The 16,968-nt window shown below is 54.2% G+C and carries 18 protein-coding genes and 1 other annotated feature; of the genes, 17 read left to right on the forward strand and 1 reads right to left on the reverse strand.

Going from position 1 to position 16,968, the window contains the following annotated elements:
• Nucleotides 1–3: 3 nt before the first annotated feature.
• Nucleotides 4–228, forward strand: a binding site (T-box leader).
• Nucleotides 229–274: 46 nt separating this feature from the next.
• From alaS to CWI35_RS15570, 12 genes are all read left to right on the forward strand, one after another.
• Complete coding sequence (alaS, locus tag CWI35_RS15515; RefSeq protein ID WP_014196399.1) at nucleotides 275–2,911, forward strand: alanine--tRNA ligase; 2,637 nt, start codon at nucleotides 275–277, stop codon at nucleotides 2,909–2,911.
• A gap of 67 nt (nucleotides 2,912–2,978) precedes the next feature.
• On the forward strand, nucleotides 2,979–3,245 hold the full coding sequence (locus tag CWI35_RS15520) for an IreB family regulatory phosphoprotein (protein ID WP_011232033.1): 267 nt from the start codon (nucleotides 2,979–2,981) through the stop codon (nucleotides 3,243–3,245).
• A 4-nt stretch (nucleotides 3,246–3,249) separates the two neighbouring features.
• Nucleotides 3,250–3,666, forward strand: coding sequence for a Holliday junction resolvase RuvX (ruvX, locus tag CWI35_RS15525; protein WP_011232032.1), 417 nt, complete (start codon nucleotides 3,250–3,252; stop codon nucleotides 3,664–3,666).
• Between the two features lie 15 nt (nucleotides 3,667–3,681).
• The gene (locus CWI35_RS15530; protein WP_011232031.1) at nucleotides 3,682–3,981 is read left to right on the forward strand and encodes a DUF1292 domain-containing protein; all 300 of its coding nucleotides are present in this window, start codon (nucleotides 3,682–3,684) and stop codon (nucleotides 3,979–3,981) included.
• A 242-nt stretch (nucleotides 3,982–4,223) separates the two neighbouring features.
• On the forward strand, nucleotides 4,224–5,315 hold the full coding sequence (gene mltG / locus CWI35_RS15535) for an endolytic transglycosylase MltG (protein WP_011232030.1): 1,092 nt from the start codon (nucleotides 4,224–4,226) through the stop codon (nucleotides 5,313–5,315).
• Between the two features lie 437 nt (nucleotides 5,316–5,752).
• The gene (locus CWI35_RS15540) at nucleotides 5,753–6,406 is read left to right on the forward strand and encodes an O-methyltransferase (RefSeq protein ID WP_011232029.1); all 654 of its coding nucleotides are present in this window, start codon (nucleotides 5,753–5,755) and stop codon (nucleotides 6,404–6,406) included.
• Nucleotides 6,403–7,332 carry a peptidase U32 family protein gene (locus CWI35_RS15545; protein WP_011232028.1) on the forward strand — a complete coding sequence of 310 codons (930 nt, stop codon included), beginning with the start codon at nucleotides 6,403–6,405 and terminating at the stop codon, nucleotides 7,330–7,332. The genes CWI35_RS15540 and CWI35_RS15545 overlap by 4 nt, the downstream gene beginning before the upstream one ends.
• 18 nt (nucleotides 7,333–7,350) lie before the next feature.
• The gene (locus tag CWI35_RS15550) at nucleotides 7,351–8,619 is read left to right on the forward strand and encodes a peptidase U32 family protein (protein ID WP_011232027.1); all 1,269 of its coding nucleotides are present in this window, start codon (nucleotides 7,351–7,353) and stop codon (nucleotides 8,617–8,619) included.
• 1 nt (nucleotide 8,620) lies between these two features.
• Nucleotides 8,621–9,256 carry a uridine kinase gene (udk, locus tag CWI35_RS15555; protein ID WP_011232026.1) on the forward strand — a complete coding sequence of 212 codons (636 nt, stop codon included), beginning with the start codon at nucleotides 8,621–8,623 and terminating at the stop codon, nucleotides 9,254–9,256.
• Nucleotides 9,257–9,366: 110 nt separating this feature from the next.
• Nucleotides 9,367–9,843 (forward strand): transcription elongation factor GreA, encoded by a 477-nt coding sequence (gene greA, locus CWI35_RS15560; protein ID WP_011232025.1) that lies wholly within the window; start codon nucleotides 9,367–9,369, stop codon nucleotides 9,841–9,843.
• A 121-nt stretch (nucleotides 9,844–9,964) separates the two neighbouring features.
• The gene (locus tag CWI35_RS15565) at nucleotides 9,965–11,737 is read left to right on the forward strand and encodes a peptidoglycan D,D-transpeptidase FtsI family protein (protein WP_014196396.1); all 1,773 of its coding nucleotides are present in this window, start codon (nucleotides 9,965–9,967) and stop codon (nucleotides 11,735–11,737) included.
• Nucleotides 11,738–11,803: 66 nt separating this feature from the next.
• Nucleotides 11,804–12,427, forward strand: a complete 624-nt coding sequence (locus CWI35_RS15570) for a YrrS family protein (RefSeq protein ID WP_014196395.1) — start codon at nucleotides 11,804–11,806, stop codon at nucleotides 12,425–12,427.
• A 113-nt stretch (nucleotides 12,428–12,540) separates the two neighbouring features.
• Here the strand turns inward: CWI35_RS15570 and CWI35_RS15575 are convergent, their stop codons facing one another.
• Nucleotides 12,541–12,750, reverse strand: coding sequence for a YrzA family protein (locus tag CWI35_RS15575; RefSeq protein WP_011232022.1), 210 nt, complete (start codon nucleotides 12,748–12,750; stop codon nucleotides 12,541–12,543).
• A 189-nt stretch (nucleotides 12,751–12,939) separates the two neighbouring features.
• Between CWI35_RS15575 and CWI35_RS15580 the strand changes: the two genes are divergently transcribed.
• The 5 genes from CWI35_RS15580 to CWI35_RS15605 all read left to right on the forward strand — a co-directional run bounded on the left by CWI35_RS15580 (nucleotide 12,940) and on the right by CWI35_RS15605 (nucleotide 16,957).
• On the forward strand, nucleotides 12,940–13,587 hold the full coding sequence (locus CWI35_RS15580) for a class I SAM-dependent methyltransferase (protein ID WP_011232021.1): 648 nt from the start codon (nucleotides 12,940–12,942) through the stop codon (nucleotides 13,585–13,587).
• 14 nt (nucleotides 13,588–13,601) lie between these two features.
• Nucleotides 13,602–14,309 carry a 5'-methylthioadenosine/S-adenosylhomocysteine nucleosidase gene (mtnN, locus tag CWI35_RS15585; RefSeq protein ID WP_013524195.1) on the forward strand — a complete coding sequence of 236 codons (708 nt, stop codon included), beginning with the start codon at nucleotides 13,602–13,604 and terminating at the stop codon, nucleotides 14,307–14,309.
• 277 nt (nucleotides 14,310–14,586) lie between these two features.
• Nucleotides 14,587–15,510: a PLP-dependent cysteine synthase family protein gene (locus CWI35_RS15595; RefSeq protein ID WP_011232019.1), complete on the forward strand. Its 924-nt coding sequence runs from the start codon at nucleotides 14,587–14,589 to the stop codon at nucleotides 15,508–15,510.
• Nucleotides 15,511–15,512: 2 nt separating this feature from the next.
• Entirely contained in the window at nucleotides 15,513–16,646 is a 1,134-nt protein-coding gene (locus tag CWI35_RS15600) for a bifunctional cystathionine gamma-lyase/homocysteine desulfhydrase (RefSeq protein WP_011232018.1), read from the forward strand.
• Between the two features lie 62 nt (nucleotides 16,647–16,708).
• Nucleotides 16,709–16,957 (forward strand): YrhC family protein, encoded by a 249-nt coding sequence (locus CWI35_RS15605; RefSeq protein WP_011232017.1) that lies wholly within the window; start codon nucleotides 16,709–16,711, stop codon nucleotides 16,955–16,957.
• Nucleotides 16,958–16,968: the final 11 nt, after the last annotated feature.

The raw sequence follows: 16,968 nt of genomic DNA on the forward strand, positions 1-16,968 counted from the left end.
ATACATAACGCGATGACGGATCGAGTATGTTGCAGTCCATCTTAACGCGCGAGCTCGCGCACAGAGAGGAATTTCCGCGGCTGAAAGAAATTCCAGATGAAGGGCAACAGAAGGCTAATCCGGAGCGCAGGCAAAACCTGACGCAAGGCTGCGTTACGGCCAAAGAGGTGATGGGCGTTTTTTGCCCATAAACAGGGTGGTACCGCGAGCATAACTCTCGTCCCTGCAGGGGATGGGAGTTTTTTTATATAAAAGGCGAAAGGGGAGGATCATCATGAAAAAGCTGACATCCGCCCAAGTGCGGCGCATGTTTTTAGAGTTTTTCCAAGAAAAAGGCCATGCGGTTGAGCCGAGCGCATCGCTCATTCCGGTCGACGACCCGTCGCTGTTGTGGATCAACAGCGGCGTCGCGACGTTGAAAAAATACTTTGACGGGCGCATCGTTCCGGAAAACCCGCGCATTTGCAACGCGCAAAAATCGATCCGCACCAACGACATCGAAAACGTCGGGAAAACGGCGCGCCACCATACGTTTTTTGAAATGCTCGGCAACTTTTCGATCGGCGATTATTTCAAGCGTGAAGCGATCCATTGGGCATGGGAGTTTTTGACGAGCGACAAATGGATCGGTTTTGATCCGGAACGGTTGTCCGTCACCGTCCATCCGGAAGACGAGGAAGCGTACAACATTTGGCGCAACGAAATCGGCTTGCCGGAAGAGCGGATCATTCGCCTTGAAGGCAACTTCTGGGACATCGGCGAAGGCCCGAGCGGTCCGAACACGGAAATCTTTTACGACCGCGGCGAAGCGTTCGGCAACGACCCGAACGATCCGGAGCTGTACCCAGGCGGGGAAAATGACCGCTATTTAGAAGTATGGAACCTTGTCTTTTCGCAGTTTAACCATAACCCGGACGGCACGTACACGCCGCTGCCGAAGAAAAACATCGACACCGGCATGGGCTTGGAGCGGATGTGCTCGATTTTGCAAGACGTGCCGACGAACTTTGAAACCGACTTGTTCCTGCCGATCATCCGCGCGACCGAGCAGATCGCCGGCGAGCGGTATGGCGAAGATCCGGACAAAGACGTCGCCTTTAAGGTGATCGCCGACCATATTCGAGCCGTGACGTTCGCGATCGGCGACGGGGCGCTGCCGTCAAATGAGGGCCGCGGTTATGTGCTGCGCCGCCTGCTCCGCCGCGCGGTGCGCTATGCGAAACATATCGGCATTGACCGTCCGTTTATGTACGAACTCGTCCCGGTCGTCGGCGAGATTATGCACGACTACTATCCGGAGGTGAAAGAAAAAGCCGATTTCATCGCCCGCGTCATCCGGACGGAAGAAGAACGGTTCCATGAAACGCTCCATGAAGGGCTCGCCATATTGGCGGAGGTGATCGAAAAGGCGAAAGAGCAAGGAAGCGACGTCATTCCGGGCGAGGAAGCGTTCCGCCTGTATGATACGTACGGCTTTCCGATCGAGCTGACGGAAGAGTACGCCGCTGAAGCGGGCATGACGGTCGACCATGCCGGATTTGAGCGCGAGATGGAGCGGCAACGCGAACGGGCGCGCGCGGCCCGGCAAGATGTCGATTCGATGCAAGTCCAAGGCGGAGTGCTCGGTGACATTAAAGATGAAAGCCGGTTTGTCGGCTACGATGAGCTTGTTGCCGCATCGACGGTCATCGCCATCGTCAAAGACGGGCGGCTTGTCGAGGAAGTGAAAGCCGGCGAAGAGGCGCAAATCATCGTCGATGTGACGCCATTTTACGCCGAAAGCGGCGGACAAATCGCTGACCAAGGCGTGTTTGAAAGCGAAACAGGAACAGCGGTCGTCAAAGATGTGCAAAAAGCGCCGAACGGCCAACATCTTCATGCGATCATCGTCGAACGCGGAACGGTGAAAAAAGGATCCCGCTATACGGCGCGCGTCGATGAAGCAAAGCGGATGCGCATCGTAAAAAACCATACGGCGACCCATTTGCTCCATCAAGCGCTAAAAGACGTGCTCGGCCGCCATGTCAACCAAGCGGGGTCGCTTGTCGCCCCGGACCGGCTTCGTTTTGACTTCACCCATTTTGGGCAAGTGAAGCCAGAGGAGCTCGAGCGCATCGAAGCCATCGTCAACGAACAAATTTGGAAAAGCCTCCCGGTTGACATTTTTTATAAACCGCTCGAGGAAGCGAAAGCGATGGGCGCGATGGCGCTGTTTGGCGAAAAATACGGCGACATCGTCCGCGTCGTCAAAGTCGGCGACTACAGCCTCGAGCTGTGCGGCGGCTGCCATGTGCCCAACACATCAGCCATCGGGTTGTTTAAAATCGTCTCCGAGTCCGGCATCGGCGCCGGCACGCGCCGGATTGAAGCGGTGACCGGAGAAGCGGCATACCGCTTTATGAGCGAACAGCTTGCTATTTTGCAAGAGGCGGCGCAAAAACTGAAAACAAGTCCGAAAGAATTGAATGCGCGTCTTGACGGACTGTTTGCCGAGCTGAAAGAGCTCGAGCGCGAAAATGAATCGCTTGCTGCCCGCCTCGCCCATATGGAAGCTGAGCACCTCACCCGTCAAGTGAAAGATGTAAACGGCGTGCCGGTGTTGGCGGCAAAAGTGCAGGCCAATGACATGAATCAACTGCGGGCCATGGCTGATGATTTGAAACAAAAGCTCGGCACGGCGGTCATCGTGTTGGCGTCCGCCCAGGGCGGAAAAGTGCAACTGATTGCCGCAGTAACGGACGATTTGGTGAAAAAAGGATTCCATGCCGGCAAGCTGGTGAAAGAAGTAGCGTCGCGTTGCGGTGGGGGCGGCGGCGGGCGCCCGGATTTGGCGCAAGCTGGCGGCAAGGACCCAAGCAAGGTCGGCGAAGCGCTCGGTTATGTCGAAACATGGGTGAAATCCGTTTCCTAATTGGCGCGGATCGTGTACAATGGATGTAAAAGGACGGGGTGCCTGAATAAGGAGCGAGGTGGAAACGGTGAGCTCGTTTGACCAAACGATGCAGTTTCATTTTTCCGAGGAGCCGGCCGAGACGAACGTTCGCGAAGTGTTGTTGACGGTGTATGGCGCCTTGCAGGAAAAAGGCTACAATCCGATCAATCAAATTGTCGGCTACTTGTTGTCCGGCGACCCAGCTTACATTCCGCGCCATAAAGATGCGCGTGCGCTCATCCGCAAAATTGAACGCGACGAATTAATCGAGGAATTGGTGAAATTCTATTTACAGGGGCAACGAAAGGATTAACCTGATGCGGACGCTAGGATTAGATTTGGGAACGAAAACGCTCGGCGTTGCCGTTAGCGACGAACTCGGCCTTACAGCGCAAGGATTGGAGACGATCGCCATTGATACGGAGCGCGGCGACTACGGCTTAAAGCGGCTGCGCGCCATCATCGATGAGTACGGCGTCGATACGATTGTCGTCGGGTGGCCGAAAAACATGAACGGCACGCTCGGGCCGCGCGCTGAGGCAAGCGAGCGGTTCGCCGCCAAATTGCGAGAGGAGTTTTCTTTGCCCGTTGTGCTTTGGGATGAACGGCTGTCGACGATGGCCGCCGAACGGATGTTGATCGCTGCCGACGTCAGCCGGAAAAAGCGGCGGAAAGTGATCGACAAAATGGCGGCGGCCGTCATTTTGCAGTCATATTTGGACAGTAAACGATAAATTGGAGGAGAAAACATGGAACACGGAGACCGTCATATTACCGTTGTCGACGAACATGGCAACGAGCAGCTGTGCGAAATTTTGTTTACGTTTGAATCAGATGATTTCGGCAAATCGTATGTGTTTTACTATCCGGTCGGCGTCGAGGCGGAAGATGAAAACGGCGAGACGGAAGTGCACGTTTCCGCCTTCATCCCTGGGGATGAGAACAAAGAAGGCGAACTGCTCCCAATCGAGACGGAAGAAGAGTGGGACATGATCGAAGAAGTATGGAATACGTTTTGCGCTGAACAGGAAGAGGAAGACGACGAATAACGGACAGCAGAGGGGGGCCAAAAGGATCGGGGCCCCTTTTCTTATTGCCGTATTATGCGCTGAGAAACGATAAGTTGTGTTCCATGCAATGATTCAGACATCTTCTTGTTTGTCCGACAAATGTTGCGAAGGGCTTCGATTGACCGGCGCGTTTCCTCCCCTGGCTTTGCATTTTTTGACCGTCAAGGGCGAAAAATGCGGAACTTTGTAGTATAATATGGCCGGGTGAAAGGAGGACAAAGATGAAACAGAACGATTTTAGGGCGCCAGAGGCGCGGCTTGTGCGGAAAATCGTCTTGATTGTCTGTGCTGTTCTGCTGGCGGCGTTTGTCATTGCCGGCGCCAGCAGTTTCTTATACATCCGTTCAGCGCTTAAGCCCGTCGACCCGAATGACCGCACCCCGGTCCATGTCTCGATTCCGATCGGTTCATCGGCGGCGGCGATTGCCGAGCAGCTCGAACAAAAGCGGCTCATTAAAAGCGCGGCCGTGTTTCGCTTATATGTCCGCTGGAAAAATGAATCCGGCTTCCAGGCTGGGGAGTATGAGTTGACGCGGGCGATGCCAATGGCGCGCATCATTGAGCTGTTAAAAACGGGGAAATCGCTAAAAATCGGATTGAAGCTGACCGTTCCGGAAGGGTCGCAATTGGTGCAAATCGCTGACCTCATTGCTGCGAAAACAGGGTACAAACAAGAACAAATTATGAAATTGCTTAACGATCGCGCGTATATCGAACGGCTGATGAAAATGCACCCGGATTTGTTGACTGATGATATTTTTCGGAAAGGCATCCGCTATCCGCTGGAAGGCTACTTGTTCCCGGCGACGTATGTGTTTGCTGACGAAAAGCCGCCGCTCTCAGAGATCATTGAGGCGATGGTGGCGAAAACGGCAGCTGTGCTTGACACATATAAGGCAGCGATGAAAGAAAAGAACATGTCGCCGCATCAGCTGTTGACGATGTCGTCGCTCATTGAGGAAGAGGCGACGGAAAAAGCTGACCGCCAAAAAATCGCCAGCGTGTTTTACAATCGGCTGCACCGCGGCATGCCGCTTCAAACCGACCCGACCGTTTTGTACGCCCTTGGCGAACATAAAGAGCGTGTGTTGTATAAAGATTTGCAGGTCAATTCGCCGTACAACACGTACATTCATAAAGGGCTGCCGCCGGGGCCGATCGCCAACGCCGGCGTAATGTCGATCGAAGCGGCGCTTGAACCGGCGGCGACCGACTATTTATACTTTTTGGCGACACCGGGCGGCGAGGTCATTTTTACGAAAACGTTGGCCGAGCATAACCGGGAAAAGGCGAAGCATATTGGAAAACAATAGGTCAAAACGGAAGGTAATGGCCGGTGGGGTGAAACGGCTTCGCTTTTCCGCTGTTTTATGGTAGTATAGTTGAACAGACCAACGATAAGAGTCCTTTGCGGCTCTTATTTTTCATGACGACAAAGCGCAAATGCCGGGTTGTATATAGATGCAATTTGAAGCTTTACCATTTGTAGTTTTTCCCGAGTATTTGATCGACTGTCGGGCGACCGAACAACGCCGCTTCCAGACCCATATATGGGTCTGTGAAGCAGGCCGGTTGTTCGGTCTTCCGTCACGCCAAGGCGTGACGGAGGCAAGCCACAGGCTTGCCTCCGTCAGTCGAAAATGGGCAAACCGCTTTTCCGTCAAGGATATATTAAACTTCTTCGTTGCATCTATATAGTTCAACTTTGGCGAGCGCTTTTCAGTTTGCTGACGGCAGGGAGGAATTCCTCTTGCTTTCCAATGACATTGTTTCGTACTTGCAAAAGCTGCGTCCGGCGCCGGATGAGGACATTGAGGAGATGGAGCAGTACGCCTATCGGCACCGCATACCGATCATGGATCCGGTGAGCGTCGAAGTGCTGTTATTCATCTTGAAGCTGATCAGGCCGCGCCGCATTTTGGAAATCGGCACGGCGATCGGCTATTCGGCGATCCGGATGGCAAAGGCGCTGCCGGATGCGCGCATTGTGACGATCGAAAAAGACCGGGAGCGGTATGAGCGCGCCCGTTTTTACATCGAAAAGACGAACACCAAGCGGCAAATCGAGGCGGTGTTGGGCGATGCGCTCGCGGTCGAGGCCGGTGTGGCGGCCGCCGCGCCGTTTGATGTGCTGTTTATTGATGCCGCCAAAGGGCAATATGAGCGCTTTTTTACGCTCTATGAGCCGTTTGTGGCTGCAGACGGCCTCATCATCAGCGACAACGTCTTGTTTAAGGGGCTCGTCGCCGCCGAAGCGCCGGCGGACAATCGACGGCTTTGGAACATCGCCCGAAAAATTCGCCGCTACAATGAGTGGCTCATGAGTCGAAGCGGTTATGATACGGTCATCATTCCGGTCGGCGATGGGCTCGCCATATCGAAAAAACGAGGTGAAGAACAGTGAAAAAACCCGAATTGCTCGTGACGCCGACGAGCGTTGCCCATATCGACGAGCTGGCTGAAGCCGGAGCGGACGCGGTCATCATTGGCGAGCAGCGCTACGGTTTGCGGCTTGCCGGCGAATTTTCCCGCCATGATGTCGCTGCCGCCGTCAAAGCCGCCCACCGGCGCGGCATGAACGTGTATGTGGCGATGAACGCCATTTTCCATAACGATAAAGTGGACGAGCTTGGCGACTACGTCGCGTTTTTGGCTGATGTCGGCGCCGATGCCATCGTCTTCGGCGATCCCGCGGTGCTCTTGACTGTCCGAGAAACGGCGCCGCACATGAAGCTCCACTGGAGCACGGAGACGACAGCGACGAACTGGTATGCGTGCAACTATTGGGGCCGGAAAGGGGCGAAGCGCGCCGTCTTGGCCCGCGAGTTGAACATGGACGCCATTTTGGAAATCAAAGCCCATGCCGAAGTGGAAATCGAGGTGCAAGTGCACGGCGCGATGTGCATGTACCAATCGAAGCGCTCGCTGATCGGCAGCTATTTTGAATATCAAGGGAAAGTGATGGAAGTTGAACGGAAGAAGTACGAAAAAGGGATGTTTCTTTACGACAAAGAGCGCGACAACAAATATCCGATTTTTGAAGACGAAAACGGCACGCATATTATGAGCCCGAACGATGTTTGCATGATCGATGAGCTCGGCGACATGGTCGAGGCCGGCATCGACAGCTTTAAAATTGACGGGATTTTGCACGAGCCGCGCTACATTACCGAAGTGACGAAGCTGTACCGCCGCGCCATCGATTTATGCGCGGATGACCGCGAGCGGTACGAACGGGAAAAAGAGGAGCTGCTTGCGGCCGTTGAAGCGCTTCAGCCGCCGCATCGCCGCATCGACACCGGATTTTTCTTCAAAGAGACCATTTATTGAGAAAAGGAGGGAAGCAGCATGCTTTTAAAAAATGATCGCATCTCCGAAATCATTGACGGCAAGCGCGTCATTGTGAAAAAGCCAGAGCTGCTCGCCCCGGCCGGCAACTTGGAAAAACTGAAAATCGCCGTCCATTACGGCGCAGACGCCGTCTTTATCGGAGGCCAAGAGTACAGCTTGCGCGCCAACGCCGACAACTTTACGATCGAGGAAATTCGCGAAGGGGTCGAATTTGCCAATCGATACGGAGCCAAAGTATACGTAACGGCCAATATTTACGCCCATAACGAAAACATCCCTGGCCTTGATGACTATTTGCGGGCGCTTGAAGATGCCGGTGTTTGCGGCATCATCGTCGCCGACCCGCTCATCATCGAAACGGCGCGCCGGGTGGCGCCGAAGCTTGAAGTGCATTTAAGCACCCAGCAATCGCTTACCAACTGGAAAGCGGTCCAATTTTGGAAAGAGGAAGGGCTCGAGCGGGTTGTGCTCGCTCGTGAAGTGGGCGCAGAAGAAATCCGGCAGATCAAAGAGAAAGTCGATATTGAAATCGAGGCGTTCATCCATGGGGCGATGTGTTCCGCCTACTCCGGCCGCTGTGTATTGAGCAACCATATGACGGCGCGCGACTCAAACCGCGGCGGATGCTGCCAGTCGTGCCGCTGGGATTACGATTTGTATCAGCTCTCGGACGGCCGGGAAATTCCGTTGTTTGAAAAAGGGGACGCTCCGTTTGCGATGAGCGCGAAAGATTTGAACTTAATCCGCGCCATTCCGGTGATGATCGAATTGGGTGTGGATAGCTTGAAAATTGAAGGGCGGATGAAATCGATCCATTACGTGGCGACGGTTGTCAGTGTCTACCGGAAAGTCATTGATGCCTACTGCGCTGACCCAGACCATTTCACGATCCGCGAAGAGTGGGTGCGGGAGCTGGAGAAATGCGCCAACCGCGAGACGGCGCCGTCGTTCTTTGACGGCTTCCCGGATTATACGAACCATATGTACGGGACGCACAGCCGGAAAACGACGCATGAATTCGCCGGTTTGGTGCTTGGCTATGACCCGGAGACGGGCATCGCCACCGTCCAGCAGCGCAACCATTTCCGCCCGGGCGATGAAGTCGAATTTTTCGGTCCGGAAATTGAAAACTTCACCCAAGTGATTGAGAAAATTTGGGACGAAGACGGCAACGAGCTTGATGCGGCGCGCCATCCGCTGCAAATCGTGAAGTTTAAGGTCAAGCGCCCTCTCTTCCCGTACAACATGATGAGAAAGGAGAATTAAGATGGGGAAGAAGCCCGTTGTCATCGGCGTCGCCGGCGGCTCCGGCTCGGGGAAGACGAGCGTCGCCCGCGCGATTTACGACCATTTCGGCGACCGCTCGATCCTTGTTTTGGAGCAAGACTTTTACTATAAAGATCAAAGCCATCTTCCGTTTGAAGAGCGGCTGAAGACGAACTATGACCATCCGCTGGCGTTTGACAACGATTTGTTGATTGAGCATATTCATAAGCTGCTTCGCTATGAGCCGATTGACAAGCCGGTGTACGATTATACGCTGCACACTCGCTCAAGCGACGTCATTCGCGTGGAGCCAAAGGATGTCATCATCGTGGAGGGCATTCTTGTCTTGGAGGATGAGCGACTCCGCAATTTAATGGACATTAAAGTATATGTCGACACCGACCCGGACATCCGCATCATCCGCCGTCTCATCCGCGATATTAAAGAGCGCGGCCGCACGTTCGATTCGGTCATCGAGCAATATTTGTCCGTCGTCCGGCCGATGCACAACCAGTTTGTCGAACCGACGAAGCGCTACGCGGATGTGATCATTCCGGAAGGCGGACAGAACGTCGTCGCCATCGATTTAATGGTGGCAAAAATTCGCACAGTTCTTGAACAAAAAGCGGTTTTGTAATAACATAACAGAGACAAAACAATATATTATATACCAAGTAAGCGTACGAACAGCCGTTTTTGCTGTTCGTACGTTTTACATAATGCAGAATATATAGAGGAGTGAGATGAATGGCGAACGAAAAGCAGTATCCGATGACGAAAGAGGGAAAAGAGAAACTGGAACAAGAGCTTGAGTACTTAAAAACGGTCAAGCGGAAAGAAGTGGTGGAGCGCATTAAGATTGCGCGCGGGTTCGGGGATTTGTCGGAAAACTCGGAGTACGATGCTGCCAAAGATGAGCAGGCGTTTGTCGAATCGCGCATCCAAATGCTTGAAAACATGATCCGCAACGCCGTCATCATTGAAGAAGACAAAGAAAACCCGGACGTCGTCTCGCTCGGCAAGTCGGTCACGTTCATTGAACTTCCAGACGGCGAGGAAGAGACGTATACGATCGTCGGCAGCGCTGAAGCCGATCCGTTTGAAGGGAAAATTTCCAACGACTCGCCGATTGCGAAATCGCTTCTCGGCCGCCGCGTCGGCGATGAGGTGACGGTGCAAACGCCGGGCGGGGAAATGCTTGTGAAAATCGTGGCTGTGAAATAAGAAGCAGGAGGCGGCCGACCTGAACAAGCGGCGGTGTGCGAAGCGAAGCGAAGAAAATTGCCGCCGCTTGACGTTTCAAACGGAAACACCTCGTCAACACTGATGATGAGGTGTTTTCTTTATGTGGAAAAAACGAACGCTTGCCATGCTCGCCCTCATTCAACTGGGCTTGTTGTTGCTTGTCGGGCGATTGGCGCAGATCCAGCTGATTGACGCCGAGTCGTTCGCCAATCATAATTTAATTGCCGAAAGCGTCGCCCAGCGGACACAAGAACTGATCATTGACGACGGGCGCGGCTCGTTCGTCGACCGAAATGGCGCGCCGCTCACGAAGCGATACGTGCCGTCGCTTGTCTTATTCCCGTTTTTAACGACGATGAAATGGCCGATGGAACAAGTCGCCCGCATCACCGGCGTCTCTAAAGAAGAGATCCGCCGCCAGCTTGAGCAGGCGGACGGTCCGTTCGTCTTAGAGAAGGATGGAGAGCCGCTCGCCTTGAGCGCCCAGCAAATGAAGCAAATTAACGATTTGCGCATTCCGGGCGTCTTAGCTGTCAATAAACAATACTCTCTTGAGGTGGTGTACGCTCCGCATTTGCTTGGCTTCACCCGCCCAGATCAGGAGCTCATCAAGAAGCGTTATCCAAAACGGCCGCTGCCGCCAAAGACCGAAGTGGGCATTCAAGGACTTGAGAAGGCGTTTGATGAGTTTTTGCTCGCCGACGGCGAAACGAAGCTGCTTTATCACGTTGACGCCGAAGGGCGGCCGCTGTTTGGGCTCGATGTCAAATACAGCGATACGGGCAACCCGTTTTATCCCGTCACCGTGCAAACGACGCTTGACCGTGACTTGCAGCAAGAGATGGAGCAGATCGTTGACCGATACGGGTTGAAAAAAGGCGGTCTCGTTTTGCTGGATATTGACACAAACAGTGTGCTCGCCATGGTCAGCCGCCCAAACATGGACCCGCGTGATCCGTACAAAAACCGCGGGGCGGAAAACCAAATAGTGTTGCCGCAAATCCCTGGCTCGATTTTTAAAACAGTCATTGCGGCCGCGGCGCTTGATGAGGGGCTCGCCTCGCTTGAGACAACGTTTGACTGCAGCCGAAAAATTGACGGCAAAACCCGCGATGAGGAGCATGATTACGGCATGCTTGATTTAGCGGACAGCTTTGCCGTCAGTTGCAACAATGCTTTCGCCACGCTCGGCAAGCAGTTGATCGAGCACGATCCCGATGCGTTTGAAACGTATGCGAGAAAGCTTGGGCTGTATCCGACGGCCGGCTGGGAAGGGGCGGTGTACCATGAAGAGCATTTCCGTCAGTTCCCGGAGGAGCAGAAAGGAACGATTTGGCATGATCCGCGCGACAAGAGGGTGCCGCTTGCGGTGGCGCAAACGGCGATCGGGCAAAAAAATGTACGCGTCTCGCCGCTTGGCGTCGCCAACATGATGGCGACCATCGCCCGCGGCGGCGAAGCGCTTCAGGTGCGGGCCGTTGACAAAGTGCTGTATAAAAACGGTGCGACCCTCTTTTCGTTTCCGCCTCAACCGGCTTCAGACATGGCGCCGATCGCGCCGCAGACGGCCGAAGAGCTGCAGCGGCTTTTGCGCAGCGTTGTCACCAAAGAGGATGGCACCGGCCGCCGCTTCCGTTCGCTGCCGTATCCGGTCGCCGGCAAATCCGGGACGGCGGAGACAGGAAAAATGGACGGCGGTGCTGAATTCATTAATAAATGGTTTGCTGGCTATTTTCCAGCCGACCGCCCGAAATACGCCCTCGCTGTCGTTGAGCTCGACTGCCCGAGCGGGCGGGCCTCGACGAATGATGTGTTCGCCGCCGCAGTCGAGGCGCTTTATGCTTATGACCACGCCAAAAATGAAGTGAAGTGACGAACCAAATGTAAGGGGAATCCATGTTTCCAGCACGAACATCATCCAAAGAAGGGAGAGGAGACGGTGGCGCAAATGGGGACACGCTTTGCCGCCCGCGCCAAGCGGCGGAGAATCAACCGTTGGCTCAATGGAGCCATTGCCGTTGTCGTGCTGCTCATTTTGATTGTCGGCGGGAACTTGCTGTTTGGCGATCAACCGAGCGAGAAGGCGGTTGATCGCGAAGCCAAAACAGAAGCGGCCAATGCGAAGCGGGTGGAAGTGGAAACAGGCGAAGCGGCGGCGCCGGCGGAAGCCGAAACGCCCGCCGAGGAAGAAGATGCTGCTTCCACCGATGAAACGAGCGAAGCGGGCATGACAGAAACGCCGGGCCCGCCGGGGTCCAACGTTGAAAAAGAAATCGTCAACCCGGCATGGCAGCCGATCGGTACGACGCAAACGGAGCCGCATGAAACGGTGTTTAAGAAAGATTCGGTCGACTGGAAGGAAATGCTCGATGCCGTCAGCTATGCGACCGGCATCGCCCCGGAGGAGATGATCGTTTGGTTCATCGGCAACAACGGGCCGAACAAAGCAGTCGCGACGATTTCGACGAAAGATCAAACCGCCCATTACAAAGTGTACATTGAATGGGTGACGAACGAAGGCTGGAAGCCGACGAAAGTGCAAAAGTTGAAGCAAAAGCCATAAGCGGCATGATGAGGGGAAGCGGAGATATTCGAAACTTTGGCGGCATCAGTGAAACGATGGCGGTTCATTAGCGGCGGAAACATACACAGGCGCCCAAAAACGAAGGGCGCCTGTTATTTTTTCGCTTTGAAATGAACGACTGCGCTGTACCACCGCTTTCCGTTTTCCATGACGTGCATTTGATGGGATACATGATGGACGGAAAGCAAGAGCGCCTTGTTATGTTCAATTTGTTCGTTGATTTTTTTCTCGAGCGTCCGCAAGTCGTCCGCTTCAAAAAATTCGATTTTGTCCTCGATCAAATCAAGAGAAATGTTCGGCATCGTTCTTCCTCCTTTCCATTGTCAGTGTAGCAAATTTTCCCGCCCTCATCCACCGGAGTACAAGGGGGAACAATACGAACGAACATGATCGTTGAACAAGGGAAAAACATATGCTACAGTAAGAGCAGGCAATACGAAAAAAACATACTATATTTATAGGAATTATAAACTTTTTTGGGGTGTGACCATATGGGCAGAGAGTTTCTTGACTTGTTTGAGCAATGGGCGGAATCGTATGACCGATCGGTCGAAGGATACGATGAGCAATATCGAGACGTGTTTGCCGGTTATGACCGCATTTTAAGCACGGTCGCCGACAAAGCCGGCCAAGTCGTGCTCGAGTTTGGCGTCGGCACAGGCAACTTGACGAAAAAGCTGCTTGAGCGCGGCAAGCAGGTGTACGGGATCGAGCCATCGGCGCCGATGAGGAAAAAAGCGGCGGAAAAGCTCAGCGGGCGAGCGGTCATTCTGGACGGCGATTTTTTGCAATTTCCGACACCGCCGGAGCCGATCGACACGATCGCCAGCACGTATGCGTTTCATCATTTGACGGATGCGGAAAAAGACGAAGCGCTGGCCAAATATAGTCAATTGCTCCATCCGGGTGGTAAAATAGTGTTTGCCGATACGGCGTTTCGCGACAAAGAGGCGTTCCGCCAGGCGATTGAGGAAGCCCGAGCGCGCGGCTTCCACGATTTGGCCGACGATTTGGAACGCGAATATTATACGACGCTTGACGTATTGGCATCACTGTTTTCCAAGCATGGCTTTTCCGCCTCCTTTGCGCAGCAAAACGCGTTCGTCTGGGTGATGGAGGCGGTGAAACAAACGACATAGAAAGAGGGAGAACGATGAAAGCAGCCATTATTGGAGCCATGGAAGAGGAAGTGGCGATTTTACGTTCGCGCATGGAAGGGCGCGAGGAAACGGTCATCGCCGGGTGCGAATTTTCCAAAGGGCGCCTTGACGGCGTGGAGGCGGTGTTGTTGAAATCCGGGATCGGCAAAGTGAACGCCGCCATGGGAACGACGCTTCTGCTTGACCGCTTTCGTCCTGATTTCGTGATCAATACCGGTTCGGCCGGCGGATTTTTGCCTTCGCTTCGTGTCGGAGATCTTGTCATTTCCAAGGAAGTCGTCCATCATGACGTCGATGTGACCGCGTTCGGCTACGCTTACGGGCAAGTGCCTGGCCTGCCGGCGCGCTACCGGGCGGATGAGGCGCTTGTTGAGGCGGCCAAGCAGGCGGCGGCGCGGCTTGATGGCCTGCAGGCAGTGACCGGCTTGATCGCCACCGGCGATTCGTTTATGAACGATCCAAAGCGAGTCGAATTTGTGCGCGGTCAGTTTCCGGAATTGTGCGCCGTCGAAATGGAAGCGGCGGCGATCGCCCAAGTGTGCGTGCAATTTGGAACGCCGTTTGTCATCATCCGGGCGTTGTCTGATATTGCTGGTGAGGAGTCGGACGTGTCGTTTGAACAGTTTTTGGAGACGGCGGCGAAACATTCGGCTGAACTTGTCTTGTCGATGCTTTCCGTTATGAAACAGAAGCGCTATTAAGATGCAGCGAAAAAGCAGCTTGTCTATTTTCTCGACTGTCGAAGGCAAGCCTATGGCTTGCCTCCGTCACGCTAAGGCGTGACGAAAGACCGAACAACGACTCGCTTAAAGACCCATGAATGGGTCTTTAAGCGGTGTTGTTCGGTCACTCGACAGTCGGATGAAATGATCGGCAAAAACGAAAAATGTTAAAGCTTTAAATTGCATCTATATATATAGACAACAGAACACCGCCGTTTTGCTGCTAAACTGAGCGTGAAGAAACGGAGTGACTTGTATGCGCGTAGCAAAAAGCATCCATGAGTTGATCGGCCATACGCCGGTTGTCGAAATTACGCGCTTCCCCCTCCCGGAAGGCGTTCGGCTGTTCGCCAAGCTTGAATACTTCAATCCTGGCGGAAGCATTAAAGACCGGCTCGGACAAGAGCTGTTGCGCGAGGCGTTTGCATCAGGAAAACTGAAAGAGGGGGGCACGATCATCGAGCCGACGGCCGGCAACACCGGCATCGGTCTGGCGCTGGCGGCGATCGGCAAAAACGTGAACATCATTTTTTGTGTGCCGGAAAAATTCAGCATCGAAAAACAACAGCTGATGAAGGCGCTCGGGGCGCAAATCGTTCATACACCGACTGAAGAGGGAATGGAAGGAGCAATCCGCAAAGCGGAGGAGCTCGCCCGCACGATTCCAGGCGCCTATTGCCCCCAGCAGTTCCAAAACCCGGCCAATCCAAGGACGTATTACAAGACGCTCGGTCCGGAGCTGTGGGACGATTTGGACGGACAGATCGACATTTTTGTCGCCGGCGCCGGCTCCGGCGGCACGTTTATGGGGACAGCGACGTTTTTAAAAGAAAAAAACCCGGCCATTAAAACGGTCATCGTGGAACCGGAAGGCTCGATTTTAGGCGGCGGCAAGCCGGGTCCGCATCGGACGGAAGGGATCGGCATGGAGTTTTTGCCGCCGTTTATGGATCCGGATTATTTTGATGCCATCTACACGATCGCGGACGATGACGCGTTCCGGCGCGTCAGCGAACTCGCGAGACAGGAGGGGCTTTTGGTCGGCAGTTCGTCCGGCGCCGCGTTTCATGCCGCCTTGATGGAAGCAGAGAAGGCAAAGCCAGGGACGAATATCGTCGTCATTTTTCCGGACGGGAGCGAACGCTATTTAAGCAAACACATTTATGAAGGTGGGAGGTAACGATGAGGCGGAAAACAATGCTCATTCATGGCGGCATTCCGGGGGATCCGCATACTGGAGCGGTGTCGGTCCCGATTTATCAAGTGAGTACGTATAAGCAAGAAGAAGTTGGAAAGCATAAAGGGTTTGAATACTCGCGCACCGGCAACCCGACGCGCGCGGCGCTTGAGAAGCTGATCGCTGATCTCGAGGGCGGCGAAGCCGGCTTTGCGTTCGCTTCCGGTATGGCGGCAATTACGGCCGTCATGATGTTGTTTCAAAGCGGCGACCATCTAGTGCTCACTGACGATGTGTACGGCGGCACGTATCGCGTCATGACGAACGTGCTGAATCGGTTCGGGCTTGAGGCGACGTTCGTCGATACGAGCGATGTCGCCAACATCGAGGCGCACATCCGGCCGAATACGAAAGCCATCTATATTGAAACGCCGACGAACCCGCTGTTGAAAATCACTGACTTGCAAGCCGCCGCCGCCATTGCCCGTGCGCATGGGCTGCTATTGATCGTCGATAACACGTTTTCCACTCCGTACTTTCAGACGCCGCTTGAGCTTGGCGCCGATATCGTCATCCATAGCGCGACGAAATATTTAGGCGGCCATAGCGACGTCGTCGCTGGGTTGGCGGTTGTCCGCACGCCGGAGCTTGCCGAGCGGCTCCATTACGTGCAAAATTCAACCGGCGGCGTGCTCGGGCCGCAAGATTCATGGCTATTGATGCGCGGGATGAAAACGCTCGCCGTGCGGATGGAGGAACATGAAGAAAATGCGCGCCAAATCGCTGTTTTTTTGGCTGAACACAAGGCGGTCAAGCGCGTCCATTATCCAGGTCTTCCGGATCATCCGAACCACGAGTTGGCGAAAAAGCAAATGCGCGGATTTGGCGGCATGATTTCGTTTGATGTCGGCAGCTTGGAGCGCGCCGAGAAAGTGCTGTCGCGCGTGCGCTACTTTACGCTTGCCGAAAGCTTAGGGGCGGTCGAAAGTTTAATTTCGTTGCCAGGGAAAATGACGCACGCCTCGATCCCGAAGGAACGGCGCGAACAGCTCGGCATTACCGATGGCCTGATCCGTTTGTCGGTCGGGCTTGAAGATGTCAACGATCTGCTTGACGATTTGGCGAAGGCGCTTGGCTGAAATTGCCGCTCCCCCCTTCTGTCCATGTATGATACAGTGAAAGGGGAGAGGAGGGATCGGGCTTGAACGAGCAGCAACGAAACGAGCTGCGGGCCAAGGCGGGCGACTTTAAAACATACAGCCTCGTCTTGTTCGCGTTTGGAGCGTTTCTCTATTTCGGAACGATCATCCCAGGAGCGGTTGAGACAGCGAAAAAGCCGTTCGCCCTATTGGCAGTCGCCGTCTGTTTTACCGCGTCGCTTTCCTGTTTGCGCCAAGCCGCCCGCTATGCCCGCCGTCTTGAGGAAGAAGAAAAGCGGTTCGAACCGTAAACCTGCCTTTT

Source organism: [Bacillus] caldolyticus, assembly GCF_003595605.1.
In the GTDB taxonomy this organism is placed as follows: Bacteria; Bacillota; Bacilli; order Bacillales; family Anoxybacillaceae; genus Geobacillus; species Geobacillus thermoleovorans.